Here is a 19,220-nt window from a genome sequence, read left to right on the forward strand (position 1 = left end):
TGTTGCATGATCGCATATTCAGCCGGGCTCAGAGCGCCAGGTTTATTAAGAATTTCGTCAGGAACCTTAAGCTTGCCCAGGTCGTGAAGCAGTCCGCACATACCGGCAATTTCCAGGTCCTCGTCGGGCAGGCCCAGAAAGCGTGCGAAGGCAACGGTAAAGATGGCCACCCGCAAACAGTGTTCCGCGGTATAGGCGTCGCGGGACTTGATGCGGCTCATCCAGAACATTGCACTGGCGTTGGCTTTGATACTTTCCACGCATTCCCGGATAACAGGGCGGGCGTCTTGCAGGTTCAGGTCATTGCCCCGTTCAATGGCAAGGGTGATCTGTTCCACGAATGCCTGGGTCTTGCCCCATACCTGGTTGGCGCGGGGGATCTCTTCCGCGAGGGAGCGGGTTTCCGGAAGTGGGGTAGCCGTGCGCTGTTTGTGACTGGTGACCCTTGCCAGGGCCTCAGCCAACACTTGCTCGTCGCCTTCAACCAGCGCCCATTCGCAGTACTGACGGAGTATGCGAGCCTGGTGGTCGTTCTCAAGAGTGAAACCCTGGAACAGTACGGGCACTTCGATCCAGGGTCGGTCCAGCTTGACGATGCGCATGCCGTAAGTCAGCAGATCGACGGGCAGACGGACGCGCTCAACTCTGGTTTGGGCGTCAGGGTCAAGCAAACCTGCCTGCGAACGGGCAATCGGTTTTCGTGAAGGTGGTGTGCTGGTTTTACGTCGGAACCACATGGCTCTGCCAGTCTTCTGATTGTCTGGCTAGATTATGGCAGAAGTGCTGTCTTCAGAACAGGCGGGGGATTTCCTGCTTGGGACACCGGTCCATGACCACTGATATGCCAGCGTTTTCCGCTCTTCGGGCCCCGGTTTCGTTGATCACACCAATCTGCATCCAGACAACCGGAATGCCCTTTTCAATGGCGGCATCGATAACAGAGTCGGTGTGGTTCGGTGCAAGGAACAGGTCGGCCATGTCGATTGTCCCGGGAACGGATGCAAGATCGGCGTAGACGGTTTCGCCCAATAGCGTCTTGCCAGCCAGCCGCGGGTTTACAGGGATCACCCGGTAGCCACGTCCCTGCAGGTAGGCCATTACTTCATGGCTGGGGCGGTGGGGTTTGTCACTGGCGCCCACGAGCGCAATCGTGCGGACGGTTTCCAGAATTTCGCGCAGTTGTTCAGGACTGTTTCGGGACATGCGATATCAACTCTTCAGGAATCCCGGTGTGCCTCAAGGCGAACGGACACCGACTCGGCATAGCGTAGTGCATGGGGTTTGTCGATTTCCACTGCCGCCCAGTGAACCGCTTCGTGCTCCATGACAATACTGAGCACCTCGTGGGTCAGCCGTTCCAGCAGGGCAAAACGGTTGCCGTCCACGTGGCCGATGATCTGCTTGGTAATGGTGCGGTAGTTCAGCGCCGCGCGAATGTCATTCTCGTTGATGGCGGCCGCCGCATCATAGGTCAGGCAGACGTTGATCAGAACATCCTGCTGGTTGTTGATCTCTTCTTCCTTGATGCCGATATAGGCGCGCAGCAGCAAATCCTTGATGCGTACGGTTGCCTGGTGATTTCCGGTCACTGCAGTCATCTGGCCTCCTGGTCAACAATGGATGTTCAGCGATCCCGAATCAGGGTCAGGAACTCAGTGCGCGTGGCTTGCGACCTGCGGAACTGGCCCAGCATCATCGAGGTTTTCATGCGGGAATTCTGCTTTTCAACGCCACGCATCATCATGCACATGTGTTGGGCTTCAATAACCACAGCCACGCCCTTGGCGCCGGTCACCGCCTCAATGGCCTCGGCGATTTCGCGAGTCAGGTTTTCCTGGATCTGCAACCGGCGAGCGTACATGTCGACGATACGGGCAAACTTGGACAGGCCCAGCACCTTGCCATTGGGCAGGTAGGCAATGTGACATTTTCCGATGAACGGCAACATGTGATGCTCGCACATGCTGTACAGCTCAATGTCCTGAACCACGACCATTTCGTCCATGGCGGACTCGAAAACCGCGTTATTGACCAATGTATCCAGGCTTTGCTTGTAACCCTGCGTCAGGAACTGCATAGCCTTGGCTGCCCGTATGGGGGTGTCCTGAAGTCCCTCGCGATCAGGGTTTTCGCCCAGGCCTGCAATGATCTGCTGAAAATGGCTGGCCAGGTCGTCGAGCTTGTTGGTCATAGTCGCTTCCGGTTAAATGAATCAGTTCAGGGCGAAAGCTTAAGGGAATTTGCCCGCGCCCTCCAGATTTACGACCACACAGGGCGAAAAGACCACCCCGGAACGCTCTGGTTCGCAAATTGTCGGACCAGATCTGGCAGGGGCGGTTGGTTTGATTTAGAGTTTCAGTCTCAGGCTGGTTTCAGGAAACCGCAATGGAACAGGTAATACCGGGAGTTCGGGGTGCCGCCCCCGGCGCAGGGAATGCGACACTGGAATGGTGGCAACAGGAGGGCAAGTGGTTTTCCTATGGCGGCCACGCGATCTTCAGCAGAATGGCGGGCCAGGGCGATCCCGTGGTTTTGCTGCATGGCTTTCCGACGGCCAGCTGGGACTGGAGCCGGCTGTGGCCAATGCTGCAGCAGCATCACAGCTTGTTCACCCTCGACATGCTGGGCTTTGGCTTTTCCGATAAGCCGGCACTGTACGACTACAGCATCGAAGACCAGGCCGACATGTTCGAGGGCTGGATCGCCGGTCTGGGATTGAAGACAGTCAGTCTGTTCGCCCACGATTATGGCGGCAGCGTGGCCCAGGAACTGTTGGCCAGGGATCAGGAAGGGTTACTGCCTTTCTCCATCGCCCGGGTCGGCTTTCTCAACGGCGCCCTGTTTCCGGAAGTCCACAGTCCACTGTTAATTCAGAAGCTCCTGGGCAGCCCTCTCGGTGGCCTGATCAGTCGCGGTCTCACCCGTCGTACCTTCGAACGCAACTTCCGGCGTCTGTTTGGCCCGGAGACCCCGCCGTCACGGAAAGATATGGATGACTTCTGGTACCTGTTGACCTACAACAATGGCCGCGGAATTCTGCATAACCTGATTCACTTCATGGAAGAGCGCCGTTGCCATCGTAACCGCTGGGTGGGTGCCTTACAGAAGGCAGAACAGCCAATGAGGCTGATCTCGGGTGTGGCGGACCCGGTGTCCGGTTCCGCTATGGCCAGACGTTACCGGGAGCTGGTGCCGAACGCGGACGTGGTGAGCCTTCGCAACGTCGGTCACTACCCTCATTTCGAATCTACCGGTGAGGTGTATCGGGCGTGGCGGGACTTCTGCAAGCAGTCGGAGTAAGGCCCGAGGTGCTACAGGTCGTTGGCCAACGCTTTGTCTTCAGTATCTTCGGGTGGTTGCTCGTGCGGTCTCCTGGCGGCGCTGACTACTTGGTTACGGCCTCTCGCCTTGGCTTCGTAGAGTGCCTGATCCGCCCGGTTCAGCCAGACCGACCAGGTTTCACCCTTGCCGACTTCCGCCACACTCGCGCTGGCTGTGATCTGTATCCCTTCTACGAACGGGCGGGCACTGATGCTGGTCAGCAATTCCCGCGCGACTTTGTCAGCATCCTTCTGGCGGGTTTCCGGTAGTACCAGCATGAATTCCTCACCGCCAATACGGAATAGACGGTCGCTCTCTCTCAGCCGCCTGCCAATCCGCAGTGTCAGCTCCTGTAGCACCTTGTCACCGGCCAGGTGGCCCCAACGATCGTTGATCATCTTGAAGTAATCCAGATCCAGCAATATGAGACTGGACACTCGCTCGTATCGCTCACGCATCTGGATTTGGCCGTTGAGAATATCCGCCAATTGCGAGCGGTTGAGGCAGCCGGTCAGGGGATCGGTGGTGGCCAGGCGAGTCAGCTCGACCTGCAGGCGGCCCACCAGCCAGGCAAAGATCATCACGAACAGGCAGGTCAGGCCGAGGGAAAAGGTGATACGCCAGAAATCCGCTTCTGGAAACGTAATAAACGACACAACGGACATGCTGACTACAAACACGATATTGCTGGCGGTGGCCTCCTTCAACGGAAGCAAAAAAAACAGTGCGGCGGCGGCCGGGTATGCCCAGTACAGCCCGGCGTGGCCATTGATCAGGGTGGAGTACACCGCGCAGACCACTGCCAATGTCGGGAACAGGCGCCCCTGGAGAAAATAGACACCGCGGAATCGAAGGAATGCAATAACGGCCACTGCATTCAGGCAGAACAGAATAAGAAGCGATGCCAGCAGAACATTGCCTTTTTGCCATTGCACCATCACCAGCGGAGCGACGGCAATAAAAGCCCAGAAATGCAGGTGATAGACGATCTGACGTTTAAAACCAATCACGGCCAGGGTGGGGTTGGTGGCCAGGTTGTCTGTAGTGGCAAGAGGATTCACAGCACACTCCCGCTGTTTGTGGTGGGCCCGCATTCCTTGATCCGGGCTTTTGCAAAGTCTAGCACGGCCTTCACGGGAAGGTAGTTGGTTTTACACCTTTCAACGGGCGAGAATTGCGCTCTGGCTGCCGGGAGCCCAGTTCGCTAAACTGGCGGGCTCGGAACAAGGAGCCGTTATGAGCGCAGTACACACCCGTTCTCCCGCATTGACCATACGCGCCGGCCGCCGTGCTTTTGAGCGGTTGCGGGAGCAACCGTTTGCGGCGGGCGACGTGCACGTCATCCCTGGCGCAGCGGGTGGCCCGAAGGCGTTGGGCATTTCCGGCCTGGATAAAGCCATCTTTGGGGACTTTCTGCCCAGGGCGCCACAGGAGCGCTCGCTGATTGGCTCTTCCATTGGCAGTTGGCGATTTGCAGCGGTGGCCTCGACGGATGACCCCAAGGCGCAGCTGGCCCGGCTGGCGGACCTCTACACATCCCAGCGCTTCGCCAAAGGCGTCAGCATGGCGGAAGTCAGCCGCAAGAGTGTGTTGTTTCTGGAAGAACTGCTGGGGGGCCATGAAGACCACATTCTCAATCATCCCTGGTACCGCCTGAACGTTGTTGTGGTTCGCAGCCGCGGCATGCTGGAGCACGATACCAGGGGGCGCCTCAGTCTGGGCCTGATGAATGCCATCAGTGCCAACATGGTCAGCCGCCGACATCTGGGCCGGTTCATGGAGCGGGGCATCATCCATGATGCGCGAGTGAAAGCACCCCTGGCCAAGCTGGTGGATTTTCCCAGCCATGAAGTGCCATTGAGCCGCGATAACCTGATGTCAGCGCTGCTTGCGTCTGCGTCCATACCCATGGTGATGTCCGGTGTCCGCAACATTCCCGGCGCTCCTGATGGGTTATATCGGGACGGGGGCCTGTTGGATTACCATCTTGACCTGCCGTACGAACAGCCCGGGGTGATCCTCTATCCCCACTTCACCGATAAGGTGGTTCCGGGCTGGTTCGACAAAACCCTGCCCTGGCGTCGCGGCGATGCCACCCGGCTGCAGGATGTACTGTTGGTGTCACCCTCCCCGGAATATCTGGAATCCCTGCCAGACCGGAAACTGCCAGACCGGAAGGACTTCGAGCGCTACATCGGAGACGACGCTGGCCGCGAGCGCGCGTGGCGCAAGGCGATTGCCGAAAGCGACCGGTTGGGTGACGAGTTCATGGAATTGGTGGAATCCGGGCGTCTGAAGGACGTCATTCGACCTCTGGATGGGAAGCGCTGAGCGCAGGCAATACGCTCCGCTTTGACTATACTGCCCTTGGATACAAAAGAATAAGCAGGGGCTGACCAATGACTGATGAGAAGCCGGAAATTCCCAGAACCACGCCGTGTTCAGTGCTGGTCGAGGGCGGCAAGAACTACTTCTGGTGCGCCTGTGGCCGCAGTAACAGCCAGCCATTCTGTGACGGCTCCCACAAGGGAACAGGATTTACGCCGGTTAAATACACGGCTGAAAAGAAAGAATGGGTGTGGTTCTGCGGCTGCAAGCACACCGGCAACCCGCCGTTGTGCGACGGCACCCACAAAACCCTGGATCAGGGTGCCTGAATACCGGGCTGGAGGCTTAGCCGGTAACCGCTGAAACCGTGTAGCGTATCCTGCAATGCCAGTACTCTCAGCGTAACAGAGACTTGGCGATCATCGGCATCCAACAGCTTGAGGTCGATACGCTGTATTTGTCGCTCCTGGCGGGACGCCTGTAGGGTCCTGAGGAAGTTTTCCACGTAGGTGGGGTCGACCAATTGCTCGAATGGGGTGCCGGCCAGGTCCGCCGGTGCCTTATTCAGAAGCTCCACCACCTGGGGTGAAATGTATCCGGTCAGTGCCTTTTCATCCAGCTCACAGATCGTTGCGCCGGAAAGGGCGACCAGGTCCCGGCTGCGTTGTTCGCTGTCATTCAATGCCTGCCGCAGGATCGATTTTTCAACCTGCATGTTGTTCAGTTGCTGTTCGTACCCGTGGGATACTTTTTCGGCGTTTCGGTAGTGGCTTTGCCACCGGCGGATGCGCAGGCACAGGAAAACCACGACCACCGTCGCCAGCATCGTCATCGCCAGCCCCGCAAGCCAGATAAAACGGAAGGAACGGCGGGCAGGTTGAGACAGGAATCCGGAATCCGGCAGTGTGGTTACCAGCCAGCGATGCTCTCCAATTTCGACTTCAGAGCGCAGGGACTGGGAACGATCCGGGCTTTCTGCGCGAATGGCCTGGAACAAGGGGGTTTTGGTATGCCGCTCCAGGGTGTCCACGCGCAAATTGAGCATACCGGGTACTGCATCCTTGAACACAGTGGCAAGCCATAGCTCTGCGGGCGCTACGTTATTAATGGTTCTGGCTGGTGCGACTCCATCTGTATAGAGCGGCGGAAGCTCGTCATACCCACGTAGGCGGGCGACAAGCGCATTGTGCTGCTTGCGGTATACCTGCTCAGCGAGTGACCGTGATTGTTCCTCAAGCGCCTGCGCGGTCAGGCCGGTAACAACAAGGCCGGCAAACAATACCAGCAGGGGCGCCCACAGGTGTGGCAGCGCCATAGCGTGTCCTGTCCCTGTCAATCTGGGGCTTTCCATAGGTTGATCCATAACCGGTGGCGAACGTGTAGGGAACTTCCTGCTCTTATACTTTAGACCACTGCTCGTGCCCTGGGAAACTTTGCTCAGGAATCCATCGCTGTCAGGTCTGGACCTGCCGTGCCGAACCGTATACCAGCAGGAATACGGCAAAACCCGCCACCACCACCGAGGGGCCGGCCGGTGTGTCCAGGTGCCAGGACATCGTAAGTCCACCACTGACGGCGATAAAACCGAACAGGATGGCCAGCCCCACCATATGTTCGGGGTTGCCGGCCAATCTTCTGGCGGTGGCTGCCGGAATGATCAGTAATGCGGTAATCAGCAGGACCCCGACAATCTTCATGGCCACTGCGATCACGATGGAAAACATCAGCATCAGCACCAGCCGCAGACGTTCAACCGGTACGCCCTCAACCCGCGCCAGTTCCTCGTGAATGGTGCTCATCAGCAGACCGCGCCAGAGTACAGTCAGTAACGCCAGAATCAGGACGGCACCGCCGTATATCCACAACAGGTCGTTTCGGCTCATGGCCAGCAGGTCCCCGAACAGCAGGCCGGTCAGGTCCACTCGAATGTCGGGCATGAAGCTGAGTGTGACCAGGCCGATGGCCAGGGCACTATGGGCGAGGATACCCAGCAGGGTATCGGTGGCCAGAGTCTTGCTGCGAGAGAACAGCACCAGGGCAATCGCCAGCACCACGCAGGTCACGATAACCCCCACATTCAGCGGAACACTGATCAGAAAACTCAGGGCAATGCCCAGCAATGCCGAGTGCGCCAGGGTGTCGCCGAAATAGGCCATCCGCCGCCACACCACGAAGCAGCCCAGCGGACCGGCGATCAGGGCTACACCGAGACCGCCAATCAGCGCCCGCCAGAAAAAGTCGCCGAGCACGGCATCAATGATGGGCATGGGAGCACTCCGCGTGGTCATCGTGGTCGGCGGACACCACATCGCCATGCAGATCGTGGCTGTGGTTGTGGTGGTGATGGTATACCGCGAGACTTTCCGCTACCGGACGACCGAAGGTTTCGATAAAGGCGGGATCGTGGGAGATATCCGCCGGATACCCGCTGCAGCAGACGTGCTGGTTCAGGCAGATAACCTTGTCGGTGGCGGCCATGACCAAATGCAGATCATGGGAGATCATGATCACACCGCAGTTCAGTTCGTCCCGCAGGCTACGGATCAGCTCATAGAGCGAGGCCTGGCCATTGATGTCCACGCCTTGGGCCGGTTCGTCCAGAACCAGTAGATCTGGCCTGCGAGCCAGCGCCCTCGCGAGCAGCAATCGCTGTTTTTCGCCACCGGACAATCGATGAACCGAGGCGTCGAGCAAATGTTCCACACCGGTCTTGGTCAGCGCTTCAACGCACTCCTGGTGTGATCGGCCACTGAGCAGCATGAACCGCTTTACGCTGAGTGGCAGTGTCGTTTCCAGTGTTAGGTGCTGGGGCACGTAACCGATGGTGAGCCCGGGCGCGATAGTCAGGGCACCGCCTGAGACCGGCTGGATACCCAGTATAGCCTTGATCAGTGTGGTCTTTCCGGCACCATTGGGGCCGATAATGGTGATGATATCCCCGCGCTGGACTCGCAGATCCACACGGTCCACCACGGGGCGGTCATCGAAGTTGACGGTTAATCGGTTCAGCTCTACTAATGCATCAGTCATGGGCAGTGTCCGATTTACAGCCTGGGCAAGTGCCGGATACCTCGATGGTCATGTTGTCTGGCTGGAAAGCCTCGTCCGCCGCAGCACTCTGGACCGCATCGGATACGCCGGGCGCCGTCAGTTCCAGCACGTTGCCGCAACAACGGCAGATCAGGAACAACCCATGGTGGTTCTTATCCGTGTGAGTGCAGCCGACGAATGCGTTCAGTGACGCAATCCGGTGAACAAGTCCGTGCTGCTGCAGAAAATCCAGTGCGCGGTACACCGTGGGGGGCGCGGCATTGTGACCATCCGCAGCCAGCACGGCAAGCACGTCGTAGGCGCCAAGTGGCTTGTGGGATTGCCAGATCAGTTCCAGCACCCGCTCACGGGTGGGTGTCAGGCGGGCATTGTGCTGCTGACAGATAGTTCGGGCCTCTGTCAGCGCCTGGGCAACACAGGCGTCATGATTGTGCGGTCGATAGGGAAGAGCGCTGGGTGACATGGGCACTGTCCTGTAGAATTTGCAACATTATAACATTAGCAAAAGACAGTGCTAGGTGTGATGGTGTGCTGATCACCAGTGAGCGCTAGCGGGAGGCCTCCAGTGCCAATGACTCAAGGTAGCCGAGGTCGGGAATAAAGGCGGTTTCGCCTTCGACTTCAACCGCCATCAGGTCGGCAGGGCCGGTGTCGCCGTCAACCTTCTTCAACTGATCTTCGGTCAGACGTGTCTGGCTGGGGATGCCCTGGGTGACCAGCGCCATAAAGGGGACCGAGTTATGGTGATCACCGATGGTGTTCAGTATGACGATTCGGCCCCGATTGCCACCGGGCACGGTCAGTTTGCCGCCATTCGCGGCATCGTAGGAGATCACCGGCAGGTTCAGGCCCCGCCAATCAAGCTCGCCCACAAGCCACTCAGGTGAATGCGCAGCGGGGTCGGAGCTGGCGAAATCCACCACTTCCGCAATCGACACGTTAGGCAGCAGCAATTGCTTTTCGCTCATCGGTATCATGACGCAGGGCAGGGTTTGGCTGTTATCGTTCATCACTCATTTCCTCAGGCGGAATCCCGTTTTTGCCGGCCCTTGAGCAGGCAGGATTCTTCAATCGTTTTGACGAGTTCGCGGGCGAGCTGTTCCGGTGTACCACAGTATACGGAACACCCGGTTGCTGCTACGGAATCCGGCATGGAACTGTTGCCGCAGCTGCCGCTCTCCTGGACCCATATGCGGCTACCATAGGCTTTCAGCAGTGGCGCGGCAATGGCACCATCGTTGCCCATACCGGAAAAGATGATGGCATGGCATCGGGCACCGTAATGGTCGCCGATGTTCAGCAGTACCTGGTCAATGGAGGGGCCATAGGGGCCGGGCCAGGGTGTTTCCCTTTCCCTGAGTGCACCGCTGTCGTTCAGAGTCCACTCTCGCTCCACCGGCATCAGCACAACATCGCCATTGTGAACACGATACCCGGTTTCAGCCCGTTTGAGCTGGTAGTGGGCGTGACGGCCCAGCACGCGAGTCAGCACGTCGGTGAAATTGTTGTCGATGTGTTGGGCATAGATAAAACCCACTGGTAATCCGGGCGGCAGGTTGTCCAGAAAGGTTTTCACCGCGGCCGGGCCGCCCAGTGACGCCCCCAGAATCCAGACCTCTTCCGCCGGCAGGTCCGCTGAGGCCGGCTGGATCCAGTGAGGCAGTTTGGGAGAGGTTTCCGATTGCGGTTGTTCGGTGGCCAGCTCTTCAATAGCGGCCGCGGAATCCAGCTTTTCCAGGTGCCCGAGGGACTGCTCCAGCTTGTCCAGCAACCGGCGTTCCCAGCGGAAGTACTCCGTGGTGCCCGGTTTTGGGGCCGGGTCGAGACCAAACAGTACGGGGGCTTCGGTGTTCTCCAACAGGTGGTCAAACAGCACTGGGTGATCGGCTTCGTCTTCCAGGGTAATCAACCACAGGCTGGCTTCCGGGAATTCAGGGTAGCCCTGCAGGCGATCCGGGTCTCCGGAAAAGCAAACGTCCAGGCCGAACCTGGACGAGGCTTCCTGCAGGCGATGACGCTGCAGGACGATATCCGAGACGATACCGACCGCTGGCCGTCCTGGCTGGCCGGTCATCACTGATTCCTGGTCAGCCGCGTGATGGTGTCAAGCAGCTCGGTTTCCTGGAAAGGCTTGCCGAGGTATTCATTGACGCCAATGGCCAGGGCTCGCTCGCGGTGTTTCTCACCGGTTCGGGAGGTAATCATGCAGATCGGCGTGTCCCGCAGGTTGTCATCGTGGCGCACAAAGCTCGCAACCTCGAAGCCGTCCATTCGGGGCATCTCGATATCCAGCAGGATAATATCCGGCTTGTGATCCTGTAACTGTGCGACCGCATCCAGGCCGTCTTTGGCCGTGATCACTTCCATGCCATTACGCTCCAGCAGGCGGGACGTTACCTTGCGCACTGTTACCGAGTCATCCACCACCATCACCACGGTGGACTGCTCCTCACGGCGGGAGGCTTCCTTCGCATTCTCAAGGTTCGCCAGGCGCTGGCGCTCGGAGAGAATATCGGAACGGATCATGGCCGGCAGATCGAGAATCACCACCACGTTACCATCACCCAGAATGGTGGCACCGGACACACCCCTGACCGTACTGAACTGCGGTCCGAGCGATTTAACCACGATTTCGCGACTACCCATCAGGCTGTCCACCTGCAGGGCCATGGGCTGTTCGGCACCCCGCACCAGGATAACCGGTAACGGCAGGGCCTGACCCTGCAGCTTGGGATGGTGATCACTGTTCAGCAGGCTGCCGAGATACTGCAGGCGGTACTGCTGTCCTGCGTATTCGTACATCGGTGCGTCAGGCTTGTAGTATTCCTCAAGCTCGTAGGTACTGACCCGAACGATGCCCTCAATGGTGTTCAACGGAATGGCGTAGAAGTCCTCGCCGGTAGACACCATCAATGCCCGGTTGACCGATACGGTGAAGGGCAATCGAACGGTAAAGACGGTGCCCTTGCCAACGGTGGAGTCGATGTCCAGGCTGCCACCTAGCTGCTTGATCTCGCTGGCAACCACATCCATGCCTACGCCGCGGCCGGAAATCTGGGTAACGGCCTGGGCGGTGGAGAAACCGGGTTGCAGGATGAACTGCAGGATTTCTCGTTCGCTCAGGTCCTCGTCCTTGGCCATCATGCCCTGGCGAATGGCCTTGTCGCGAATGACCTGGGCGGGGATGCCCGCACCATCGTCGATCATCCGCAATACCACATCGCCACCTTCCCGGGTCAGCGACAGCGTCACTTCGCCGGTCTCCGGCTTGCCGGCCGTCTTACGGTCGGCCGGCTTTTCGATGCCGTGGTCCAGCGCGTTACGCAGCATGTGCTCCAGCGGTGCGATCATGCGCTCGAGGATGTTGCGGTCCATTTCCCCTTCCGGGTTGCGGACATCGAACTCAACTTTCTTGCTGAGCTCGCCGCTGATCTGACGGACAATCCGGCGCAGCCTGGGCACCATGGAGGCAAACGGAATCATCCGGGTCTTCATCAGACCTTCCTGGAGTTCCGTGTTGATCCGCGATTGTTGTACCAGCAGGGTCTCGGTGTCCCTAACCCGGTCGGACAGGGTTTCCCTCAGATCCGCAAGGTCCGACGATGACTCCGTCAGGGCCCGTGACAGCTGCTGGATGGCGGAATAGCGGTCCATCTCAAGCGGGTCGAAGTCGTCGCCGTAATCCGGGCCGTGCTCTTTCTCTGCGCGGAACAGGATCTGGGTTTCGGTTTCGATTTCCATCCGGCGCAGCTGCTCGCGCAGACGCTCGATGGTGGCGGCCATTTCGTCCAGGTTGTGGCTGAAATCGCTGGTTTGTTGTTCCAGTCGACCACGGGTAATACTGGTTTCACCGGCCAGGTTAACCAATTCGTCCAACAGCGGCGCGGAGACCCGGATGGTTTCCTGGGGCGCACGCTGGGCGGCAGCCGCTTTCGCGGGCGTCTTGGACGGAACCTTGTTGGGTTTGGGCGCGGGTACGACCGGTTTTTCCGGTTTGGCAGGCGCTTCCGCCGCCGGCTCCTGGGTTTTCGGCAATTTCTCTGTTTTTGCGTCCGGTTTGGCGGGCTCTGGAACAGCGCCTGTGTCTTCAAACCGCTTACGGATATCTCCCACCAGCGCCACAATTGCGTCGTGGTCATTGGTGATGGCCTGCCAGGCCTCGTCGCCCGGGGTATTACCGCCCAGGTCGATCAGCCGCGTTTCCAGCGCGTGGGCCTGGTCGCCAAGCTCGACAAGCTGCGACAGCCGCGCACCACCTTTAAGGGTATGGAGGGCGCGCTGGGCTTCCTGGTTAAAGTGGTGGTTAGCCGGGTCCTTACGCCAGTCATCCAGTAACTGCTCCAACTGGTCGAGGATCTCGCCGGCCTCTTCCAGGAAAATCTCCAGGACTTCGGCATCGACGGTTTCACCGTCTGCAGAGGGTTCAGCCTGAGTGGCGGGCTCGGACAGCTCGTCACCGGAGACTTTGTGGGCGTCGTTCAGTGCTTCAACCAACACCATGTCCGCAGCGGGCTTGTTGCCCTCTTCCAGGCTGGTGAGCATGGTTTTCAGTGTGCCATGCGCTTTTTCACTGAGTTCCAACAGGATTGACTGATTGCTGGAACCGGCGATCAGAGGGTCCAGGGCATCAGACCAGGCCTCGGCCAGATCGGCAATCGGGTCGACATCGGACAGACGAGCGCCACCCTTGAGGGTATGCAGCTCCTGCTGCAACTGGGTAACGCCAGCCAGTTCTTCAGGCTCGTCGCGCCACTGGGCCAGGCATTCGCCAATGGCTTCGTGAATCTCCAGGCCTTCGTCGAGGAAGATGCCAACCAGGTCATCGTCGGAGGCCTTTGCAATAGCCTCTGTGACGGATGCCGGTTGTTCGTCGGCTGTGGGTGCCTCGTCGACGGGTTCCGGTTCTTCCGCTGGGTCTTCAGGTTCCGCGGATGGTATTGGCTTGCCAGAGAGGATGGCTTCAACCTTGGCCACCAGTTCTGTTGCCGGCGGGCAGGGTTTCTGGGTGGCAACCTGTTCAACCATTTGCGCCAATCGGTCGTGGCAGGCAAACAACAGATCGTTCATGTCGCTGCTGGCGTTCAGTTGGCCTTCGGCGACTTTTTCGAACAAATCTTCAAGTACGTGGGTCAGGTCGCCAATGGCATCGACGCCCGCCATCCGGGCACCGCCTTTGAGCGTGTGCACATCGCGTTGCAGCTCTGCCGCCACATCGCGATTGTTGGGGTCTTCACTCCAGGTATGTAACGCGCTGCCTGTGGAGTTGATCAGGTCGTAGGCTTCTTCCAGGAAGATGCCGATCAGTTCCGGATCCAGATGAGACAGATCGGTGGCGTGTTCCTCTTCAGGTTCCTCCACCGTGGTTTCTGGCTCTTCGGTATCATCCTCTTCCAATTCGGCCAGCGGAATCTCGTCATCGTCTTCCGGTTCAGCGTCCTGCTTTCTGACATCGGTCACTGGCCTGGAGCCCGTGGCGCTGTCCATGTAGGCGTGGATTTCACTGATCAGGTCCGGCGCCGGGCGCGGTGGCTCCTGTTGCTCAAGGGCATCGACCATACCTGCCAGTCGATCATGGCAGCGGAACAGCAGGTCGGAAAGCTCACCGGTAACGGCAAGCCGTTGCTCGGTCAGTCCTTCAAACAGGTTCTCCAGCTCATGGGAAAGATCGCCCACCGGTTGGATATCCGCCAGGCGAGCGCCGCCCTTGAGGGTATGCAGGTCCCGTTGTAGAAGGCGTAAAAGATCCAGGTTTTCGGTGTTGTCGCTCCAGCTCTGCAAGGCATCGGCGGTGCTGTCGATCAGGTCACGGGCTTCCTCAAGGAAAATCTCCGCCAGTTCCTGATCCATGTCTTCATCGGTGTCCGCCAACGGTGGCTGCTCGCCATCGGGTTCCGGGGCATCTTCCGCCTCGGCTTCCAGGCTGCGATCGATCTCTTCCAGATCCCCGGTGAACTCCTGCTCAAACGCATCCGGCTCATTGTCTGCGGGCGTCGCGGGAGCGAGGGTGTCCAGCTCGGCAATCAGATCGGCGTTGGCCTCGGTGGCCAGTCCGGCCGCGACCTGATCCATCATGTTGATCAGGTGTTCATGGCCTGCACGCACACTGTCGTAGAAAGGCGAATCGGGAACAAAATCGGGGTTTGAGGCACGCTCGTAAACCTGTCTCAGAGCACCTGACAGCTCAGCAACATCGGCCAATCCGGCGTCCTGAGCGCCCTCGGTGAGCAGGTGCAGCTCCTTGCGCAGGGTGTCCAGGGCGGAGGTTGCTTCGGGATTTTCCGACCACTCATCAAGAATCCGGTCGGCATCCAGCAGGATATCCAGACCTTCGTTCAGGAACAGCTGAACCAGTTGCGGTCGTGCGTTTTCTTGCGGTTCATCGGTTCGGGAGCCATCGCCACGCAGGGTGGCATTGCTGACCTGCTCCAGTTTTGCCAGGAAGGTTTCGGTGCCCGGCAGGTCCGCCTGGGGATTCTCCCGAATCTGGCCAAGGCCCTGGGTCAGGAAATGACAAGTATCGCCAATCAGGCTTATAGCGTCGCGATCGGCCCGTTTGTTTTGTGCCCGGGCTTCCTTGACGAAGCGTTCCAGGGGCGTGATCACCGCGGCAATAGGTGCGATACCGGCGGTGTGTGCGCTGCCTTTGAGGGTATGAAGCGCGCGAGACAGGTCATCGGTATAAGCAACGCTCGCTTTGTCGCCTGCGGCATCGAGGAAATCCCTCAGGGTTTGCAAGTGGGTTTCGGTTTCACTTTCGAAAATATCCAGCAGCACTGGGTCGACGACGGTGTCGTCTTCCTCTTCCGCTGCTGTCAATTCTGGCTCGGCTTCTCCGTTCGTCGCTCCTGACTGTGGCTCAGACGGAGGCATGGTGCTGGCATCGGGAATTTCGCCGTTTGCCAGAGCGTTGGCGCGTGCTTCCATGCTCGATGTATCGCGGGAAGGGGGCTGGCGTTTCTCGAAATCGTCAACCAATTCCGGCAGGGCCGCGGTAACGTCTTCCAGCAGCGCCGCAATGTCGTCGTTCATGAAAATGCTGCCGTCAATCACGCGGTTCAGCATGTTCTCAACAGACCAGGCCAGTTCGCCGACAACCAGCGCACCCACCATCCGACCGCTTCCCTTCAGGGTATGGAAAGCGCGCCGGACTTCCGAGAGCGCCGTGCGGTCGTCGTGCTGACGTAGCAACATGGGCAGGTATTCGCGAACGGTATCCAGTACCTCACCGGCTTCCTCGATAAAGATCTCGAGAATTTCATCGTCGATAAGGTCATCGTCAAACTCAACCTCAGCTGCGGACGGTTGCCCGGTACTGACAGCCTCGCCGTCGTTGCCACTGTCGATAGCGGGTGGCTCATCATCCGCTGAACCGCCGTCTTCCGATGCGGTGTCGATGTCAGTTTTTCGCGTGGTAGACAGAGCTTCAGCGCGTTCAATCAGCTCTCCAACCTCGCCATCGGCCTGTCCGTCACGGAAGTCGTTGATCAGCGCAGGTATTCGACTGTTGACGTCATCGATCAGGCTGAACATGTCATCGGTGGGTCGTAGCGTCTGGTCGATCACCCGGTTGAGCAGGTTTTCCACAGACCATGCCAGTTCACCGATGCTGGTTGCGCCCACGAGCCGGCCACTGCCCTTGAGGGTGTGGAACGCGCGGCGGACTTCAGTCAGTGCGTCGCGATCGTCGTGGTTTTGGCGCAGGCGAGGATAGAATTCATTGATGGTTTCCAGGACTTCTTCGGCTTCCTCAATGAAAATGCCGAGGATCTCATCATCCAGCAGTTCTTTATCGGAGCTCTTGGATTCGGCTTCTACCGATTCGACGGGTACTTCCGAATCAATAACCGGCACGTCGTCAGCTGTTGGATGCTGCCAGGTAGGCTCCTCGCCAACCGGGAAGCCCAGGGAGTTCAGGCTGGCCTCGGCAACCCCGAGTACGCTCTCATTGTCGCTGATGCCCTCGGCGAGCCGCTCCAGATAATACTCAATACTGGTAATAGCGTCGGCCAGCGTGTCGAGCTGTTTCCAGTCGGGAACCTGCTTGCCCCCCAGCAGTACGTCGGTGATGTAACGTTCGGCGGAGGCGAGCATGTCGGCCACGCGGTCAAGGGGAATCAGGCTCAGGCCACCACGGATGCTGTGCAGGAGGCCGGGGACGTGTTCGATTTCACCGGTTTCCCATTGGGAAGCGATGAAATTGACGATGGCCGTTTTTACCTGCTCCAGCGTATTGCGGGACTCCCGCAGCAAAGCGCTGCTGGCTTCACCCAGTTCGCGGGAGCCAAGGTTGATGGTTTGGGTGTCGTCGCCGGTGGCATCCGATTCCGACTGTCGGTCACTGTCCAGGCCAGCCAGACTGGCTTCGACGTAGAGCAGAGCGCCGGCAATATCCATCAGGGTGCCGTCATCCACCGAGTCAGACTGGTTGGCCAGCTTCTCCACCAGTTCGATCTGTTCGGTAATGACCTTGCGGGGTATGCCCAGGCCTAGCACCGCCAGGGTATTGGCGACCTGGCGCAGGCCCGGAAGCAGTTCTTCCAGTTCATCGTTCTGGCGTAGCTCGGAGCGCACAAACAGATCGAGCTGGTCTTTGAGTTTGGCCAATTCTTCGTTGAGGGCGCTGACCACCGAGTGGATGGCGTCACGCCCTGGGCCCGAAACCCGGTTCTTGGCGGCGTCCACATCATCGTCGGAAGGCAGTGCGTGATCGAGCCGGTAACTGTCGCGCAGTTCCCTCACGAGTGGTGTATCGAGATCGCGAGCACGAGCAACGTAGTAGAGCAGATGTTTCAGGAGAGCTTCTGGAACCGCCTGCTGCAGGATATCAATGTGCTCGTCTGTAAGACGGCGGATTTCGGCGTCCAGCTCGCGCAACAGGGACTTCACGGCTGTATTGACCGGGTTCGCATGCTGCTGGAGCGTTTCCACGAATGCTCCGGCTGCTTTCCAGAGTTCGCCCCGGGGCGTTTTCTGGCACAGGCGGATCAGCCGCTGGATCACCTTCTGCATGTAATCGAAATGGGCGTCCAGGTCGGCCTCGCGAATCACGCCAGCGAGGGCGAACTGATACATCTGGCGCAATTTGCGGATATGTCCAAGTACCTTCGGATCCTGAAGGCGCTGGGACACATTGGCGGCAGCCGTTGCCCGTGAGGGCGACAGGTCTGGCTTGAACAGCGATGTATCGGACAGCAGGGACTCACCCCGTGCAGCACGGAGATCGTTCAGCAATGGCAGTAGCACCATCGGGAAATCGTCTTTGCTACTGGCCAGGTGCTCCAGATACTGGGGCAGTTGCAGGATGGCCTGCATCAGCACATCGACGGCATCGTCCACACTGGCGACGGTTTCGTTCAGGACCGCCTGGGTCAGTTTCTCCATTTCCTCGGTCAGCAGGGCCGCGCCGTAAAGCTCGACCATCTGCAGGGTACCGTGAACCTGGTGGAGATAGTTCAGGCAGAAGCGCAGGCGCGCGGTGTCGTCACGATTCTCGACATACGCTTCCAGTGCGTGCTGACCCTGGGTCAACGTGTCCTGTATTTCGCCCCGAACCCAGTCCAGGGCGATGCTGTCATGGTGATTGCCCATAACCACTCCGGTTATTCTTCGTCAGTCTGGCGTTTGATCCACGCCAGCACATGTTCCGAGGGTACCCTCTGTAAGCCAGGGGGCTGCCAGTCGGTCAACTCTCCCTGGCCCAGGACCAGCAACCCCCCGGGCGCCAGCCGCTCTGCAAGCCTTTTCACGATTTCCCGCCGGCGCCAGCGCCGGAAATAAATCAGCAGGTTCTGGCAGAAGATAATGTTCATTCCATGCATCGGAGCGTGTTTCAGATCCAGCACATTCAGTCTGGTGAAACACACCCGCTCCCGGATGCTTTCTATAATCTCGACGTTGTTCCGTTCCGCCGGCCGGAAATACCGGGCTTTCATGGCATCATCCATTCCCATCAGCTTGCGGGCACTGAACAGGCCGGACTGGGCCTTGTCGATGGCCGGTTTACTGATATCGGAGCCGGTAACGCCAAACAATGGTTGTAGCGACAACCCCTCCATACTCTCATTCAGCAGCATGGCCAGCGTGTAGGGTTCCTCGCCGGTGGAACATCCCACACTCCAGGCCTCCAGAGGGCGCCGTTTCAGCGTCTCCCGGGGCCGGGTAAGCACATAGTCAGACACCAGCCGGAAGGCATCCGGATCCCGGAAGAACCGGGTTTCCTGAACCGTCAGACGATCCACCAGGGTGGACCATTCAACGACAGCGTCCGGGCCGGATATGATCTTCTCGTAATAGGCCTGATAACTACTGCAACCAATCTCCCGCATGCGAATCCCGAGGTTGGTCTCGAGAAACGATTTGCGCCCGGAAGACAGGGTAATGCCGGTACGATGTTCAAGCAGCGTCTGCCACTGGTTGAACTGCGCCTCGTCCATATCGGGAAGTCGGCGCAGTGACCAGATGCCTTCGGCAGGTGACAGATGGTTGCGTGTTTCAGCCATAAACTGTCAGCAGCCTCGGAG

The 19,220-nt window shown here is 58.9% G+C and carries 16 protein-coding genes; 3 read left to right on the forward strand and 13 right to left on the reverse strand.

The features are described 5' to 3' along the window. The 4 genes from AXW11_RS15935 to folE form a co-directional block, all read right to left on the reverse strand. Window positions 1-737: cyclic di-GMP phosphodiesterase (locus AXW11_RS15935; RefSeq protein ID WP_286792470.1), on the reverse strand; the 737-nt coding region annotated here is incomplete at its 3' end. 52 nt (window positions 738-789) lie between these two features. Further along, window positions 790-1,203, reverse strand: coding sequence for a CoA-binding protein (locus tag AXW11_RS15940; protein ID WP_091643128.1), 414 nt, complete (start codon window positions 1,201-1,203; stop codon window positions 790-792). Window positions 1,204-1,217: 14 nt separating this feature from the next. Further along, window positions 1,218-1,598 carry a dihydroneopterin triphosphate 2'-epimerase gene (gene folX, locus AXW11_RS15945; protein ID WP_036211420.1) on the reverse strand — a complete coding sequence of 127 codons (381 nt, stop codon included), beginning with the start codon at window positions 1,596-1,598 and terminating at the stop codon, window positions 1,218-1,220. 26 nt (window positions 1,599-1,624) lie between these two features. Further along, entirely contained in the window at window positions 1,625-2,191 is a 567-nt protein-coding gene (folE, locus tag AXW11_RS15950; protein WP_075194694.1) for a GTP cyclohydrolase I FolE, read from the reverse strand. 194 nt (window positions 2,192-2,385) lie between these two features. On the opposite strand from folE, the gene AXW11_RS15955 reads away from it, so the two are divergent. Continuing rightward, entirely contained in the window at window positions 2,386-3,300 is a 915-nt protein-coding gene (locus AXW11_RS15955) for an alpha/beta fold hydrolase (RefSeq protein WP_036211414.1), read from the forward strand. Window positions 3,301-3,311: 11 nt separating this feature from the next. Here AXW11_RS15955 and AXW11_RS15960 read toward each other — a convergent pair whose 3' ends face one another. Further along, the gene (locus AXW11_RS15960) at window positions 3,312-4,382 is read right to left on the reverse strand and encodes a GGDEF domain-containing protein (RefSeq protein ID WP_174447629.1); all 1,071 of its coding nucleotides are present in this window, start codon (window positions 4,380-4,382) and stop codon (window positions 3,312-3,314) included. A 175-nt stretch (window positions 4,383-4,557) separates the two neighbouring features. Between AXW11_RS15960 and AXW11_RS15965 the strand changes: the two genes are divergently transcribed. Next, window positions 4,558-5,652: a patatin-like phospholipase family protein gene (locus AXW11_RS15965; RefSeq protein ID WP_036211410.1), complete on the forward strand. Its 1,095-nt coding sequence runs from the start codon at window positions 4,558-4,560 to the stop codon at window positions 5,650-5,652. Between the two features lie 68 nt (window positions 5,653-5,720). Then, on the forward strand, window positions 5,721-5,978 hold the full coding sequence (locus tag AXW11_RS15970) for a CDGSH iron-sulfur domain-containing protein (protein ID WP_036211407.1): 258 nt from the start codon (window positions 5,721-5,723) through the stop codon (window positions 5,976-5,978). Here AXW11_RS15970 and AXW11_RS15975 read toward each other — a convergent pair. The 8 genes from AXW11_RS15975 to AXW11_RS16010 form a co-directional block, all read right to left on the reverse strand. Continuing rightward, on the reverse strand, window positions 5,966-6,964 hold the full coding sequence (locus AXW11_RS15975) for a PAS domain-containing protein (RefSeq protein WP_091643131.1): 999 nt from the start codon (window positions 6,962-6,964) through the stop codon (window positions 5,966-5,968). The genes AXW11_RS15970 and AXW11_RS15975 overlap by 13 nt on opposite strands. Window positions 6,965-7,103: 139 nt before the next feature. Then, window positions 7,104-7,916, reverse strand: a complete 813-nt coding sequence (locus AXW11_RS15980; RefSeq protein ID WP_091643133.1) for an iron chelate uptake ABC transporter family permease subunit — start codon at window positions 7,914-7,916, stop codon at window positions 7,104-7,106. Beyond that, a complete protein-coding gene (gene znuC, locus AXW11_RS15985; protein ID WP_036211401.1) occupies window positions 7,903-8,679 on the reverse strand; it encodes a zinc ABC transporter ATP-binding protein ZnuC in 777 nt (258 codons plus the stop codon). The genes AXW11_RS15980 and znuC overlap by 14 nt, the downstream gene beginning before the upstream one ends. After that, window positions 8,672-9,163 (reverse strand): Fur family transcriptional regulator, encoded by a 492-nt coding sequence (locus tag AXW11_RS15990; protein ID WP_085678507.1) that lies wholly within the window; start codon window positions 9,161-9,163, stop codon window positions 8,672-8,674. Before AXW11_RS15990 ends, znuC begins: the two co-directional genes overlap by 8 nt. An 85-nt stretch (window positions 9,164-9,248) precedes the next feature. Continuing rightward, window positions 9,249-9,710, reverse strand: a complete 462-nt coding sequence (locus tag AXW11_RS15995; protein ID WP_036211395.1) for a chemotaxis protein CheW — start codon at window positions 9,708-9,710, stop codon at window positions 9,249-9,251. Between the two features lie 11 nt (window positions 9,711-9,721). Further along, window positions 9,722-10,774: a chemotaxis protein CheB gene (locus tag AXW11_RS16000; RefSeq protein ID WP_091643136.1), complete on the reverse strand. Its 1,053-nt coding sequence runs from the start codon at window positions 10,772-10,774 to the stop codon at window positions 9,722-9,724. Continuing rightward, window positions 10,774-18,288, reverse strand: a complete 7,515-nt coding sequence (locus tag AXW11_RS16005) for an Hpt domain-containing protein (RefSeq protein ID WP_091643139.1) — start codon at window positions 18,286-18,288, stop codon at window positions 10,774-10,776. Before AXW11_RS16005 ends, AXW11_RS16000 begins: the two co-directional genes overlap by 1 nt. Before the next feature lie 11 nt (window positions 18,289-18,299). Then, window positions 18,300-19,199, reverse strand: coding sequence for a CheR family methyltransferase (locus AXW11_RS16010; RefSeq protein WP_091643141.1), 900 nt, complete (start codon window positions 19,197-19,199; stop codon window positions 18,300-18,302). Between the last annotated feature and the right edge of the window lie 21 nt (window positions 19,200-19,220).

The sequence above is a fragment of the Marinobacter sp. Hex_13 genome, assembly GCF_001566815.1.
Taxonomy (GTDB): Bacteria; Pseudomonadota; Gammaproteobacteria; order Pseudomonadales; family Oleiphilaceae; genus Marinobacter; species Marinobacter salarius.

What these genes read in the sequence shown, in the direction of transcription:
- AXW11_RS15940 (WP_091643128.1), bottom strand. Translation starts at nt 1,203, where the DNA reads ATGTCCCGAAACAGTCCTGAACAACTGCGCGAAATTCTGGAAACCGTC.
- folX (WP_036211420.1), bottom strand. Translation starts at nt 1,598, where the DNA reads ATGACTGCAGTGACCGGAAATCACCAGGCAACCGTACGCATCAAGGAT.
- folE (WP_075194694.1), bottom strand. Translation starts at nt 2,191, where the DNA reads ATGACCAACAAGCTCGACGACCTGGCCAGCCATTTTCAGCAGATCATT.
- AXW11_RS15955 (WP_036211414.1), top strand. Translation starts at nt 2,386, where the DNA reads ATGGAACAGGTAATACCGGGAGTTCGGGGTGCCGCCCCCGGCGCAGGG.
- AXW11_RS15965 (WP_036211410.1), top strand. Translation starts at nt 4,558, where the DNA reads ATGAGCGCAGTACACACCCGTTCTCCCGCATTGACCATACGCGCCGGC.
- AXW11_RS15970 (WP_036211407.1), top strand. Translation starts at nt 5,721, where the DNA reads ATGACTGATGAGAAGCCGGAAATTCCCAGAACCACGCCGTGTTCAGTG.
- AXW11_RS15975 (WP_091643131.1), bottom strand. Translation starts at nt 6,964, where the DNA reads ATGGCGCTGCCACACCTGTGGGCGCCCCTGCTGGTATTGTTTGCCGGC.
- AXW11_RS15980 (WP_091643133.1), bottom strand. Translation starts at nt 7,916, where the DNA reads ATGCCCATCATTGATGCCGTGCTCGGCGACTTTTTCTGGCGGGCGCTG.
- znuC (WP_036211401.1), bottom strand. Translation starts at nt 8,679, where the DNA reads ATGACTGATGCATTAGTAGAGCTGAACCGATTAACCGTCAACTTCGAT.
- AXW11_RS15990 (WP_085678507.1), bottom strand. Translation starts at nt 9,163, where the DNA reads ATGTCACCCAGCGCTCTTCCCTATCGACCGCACAATCATGACGCCTGT.
- AXW11_RS15995 (WP_036211395.1), bottom strand. Translation starts at nt 9,710, where the DNA reads ATGAACGATAACAGCCAAACCCTGCCCTGCGTCATGATACCGATGAGC.
- AXW11_RS16000 (WP_091643136.1), bottom strand. Translation starts at nt 10,774, where the DNA reads ATGACCGGCCAGCCAGGACGGCCAGCGGTCGGTATCGTCTCGGATATC.
- AXW11_RS16005 (WP_091643139.1), bottom strand. Translation starts at nt 18,288, where the DNA reads ATGGGCAATCACCATGACAGCATCGCCCTGGACTGGGTTCGGGGCGAA.
- AXW11_RS16010 (WP_091643141.1), bottom strand. Translation starts at nt 19,199, where the DNA reads ATGGCTGAAACACGCAACCATCTGTCACCTGCCGAAGGCATCTGGTCA.